Source organism: Kitasatospora putterlickiae (assembly GCF_039527695.1).
In the GTDB taxonomy this organism is placed as follows: domain Bacteria; phylum Actinomycetota; class Actinomycetes; order Streptomycetales; family Streptomycetaceae; genus Kitasatospora; species Kitasatospora putterlickiae.
The window spans coordinates 17615-18959 of sequence record NZ_BAAAKJ010000020.1 but is presented as its reverse complement, the minus strand read 5'-3'; the positions used below and the strand labels follow the sequence as shown (position 1 = coordinate 18959).

The 1345-nt window shown below is 74.3% G+C and carries 2 protein-coding genes; both read right to left on the bottom strand.

Features of this window, described 5'->3' with window-relative positions; translation table 11 throughout:
* Positions 1-57: 57 nt before the first annotated feature.
* The gene (locus ABD308_RS02325; RefSeq protein WP_344324691.1) at positions 58-783 is read right to left on the bottom strand and encodes an RDD family protein; all 726 of its coding nucleotides are present in this window, start codon (positions 781-783) and stop codon (positions 58-60) included.
* A 90-nt stretch (positions 784-873) separates the two neighbouring features.
* Positions 874-1345: RDD family protein (locus tag ABD308_RS02320; protein ID WP_344324688.1), on the bottom strand; the 472-nt coding region annotated here is incomplete at its 5' end.

Genomic DNA, 1345 nt, shown 5'->3' with positions numbered 1-1345 from the left:
AGGGCCGCGCGCCGGTCGGCGGACACCAGCGGGAACCAAGGCCGGAACCCGGTCGGCTCAGGCGGTGGAGACCACCACCGTCTTCGCGGCCTTGTCGTGGACGCACTGCCGGTAGGGCTTGTCGAAGACGCCGAACAGGCCGTCGATGAGCCACCAGAGCCCGGCGCAGCAGATCACGGCGGGCAGGATGAAGACCGCCGCCCTGGTCCAGGCGGCCGACTGGGTCGGGGAGTTGCCGTCGACGAGCATGGCGACCCGGATCTTCATGGCCTTCTTGCCGAAGGTCTGTCCGTCCCGGCCGAGCATCACGCCCTCGTAGACGAGGTAGAGCAGGCAGGCGACCCAGAAGGCGCCGGCCGTGCCGGAGCGTTCGGAGAGGCTGGCGAACGGCAGGACCACCAGCAGGGCGACGACCTGCACCAGCAGGTAGTCGATCAGCCGGGCGAGGATCCGGTTGGGCCAGCCGCCGAGCGGGGGCATCCCGGGGACGGGGCCGCCGCCGGGCGCGCCGTGCCCGGCGGGGCCGTAGCCGGGCGGGGGCTGGTCGTAGGGCGATCCGCCGTAGGGGTTCTGGCCGTGGGGCGGGCCTCCGGGAGCGCCGCCGTAGGTGCCGCCGTACGCGCCGGGGCCGCCGTCCGGGGGCGGGGTGGCGGACGGCGGGGTGCCGTACGGGTCCGGCGGCGTACCTTCCGGCGCGCCCCCGCCCGACTGCGGGGGCTGCTTGCCGAAGGAGGGCTTGCCGCCCCCCTCCGGCTCAGGGCCTGAGGGGTCGTAGGTGCTCATGCCCCGAGTAGAACATCACGCATTGTACGAACTTGGGATATTGAGTCTGTTTTGTCCGGCAAGACCATCGGACGGGAGAGCGGTGGCGCCTCAGTGCCGGACGACCCGGGTGCGGGCCGCCCGGTCGTGCCAGCCGCGCCGGGCCGGCCGGTCGAACAGCGGCCAGACCAGGCCGACCACCAGCAGCGTCGAGGCCTGCCGGACCAGCCAGCGGACCAGGGAACGGCCGATCCCCGGCCGGGCCGGAGCGTCCGCCGCCGCCGTCCGGGCCACCGCGACCACCCGGATCCGGGCGAGCCGCTTGCCGAAGGTCTGGCCGGTGCGGGCGGTCGGCAGGACCTCGTAGAGCAGTCCCACGAACAGCAGGATGCCGAGCAGCACGGCGGCCTTGCCGAGCACCGTGCCGTCGACCAGCCAGACGTCGATCTGGCGGCGGGTGAGGCGGCTGGCCATCCGGGCCTGGTCGAGCTTCCGCTGGAGGTGCGCCTCGACCGAGCGGCCGAGCGGGACGCCCGCCGCGACGGCGACCACGGCCAGCACGGCGGTGTCGATCAGCCGGGCG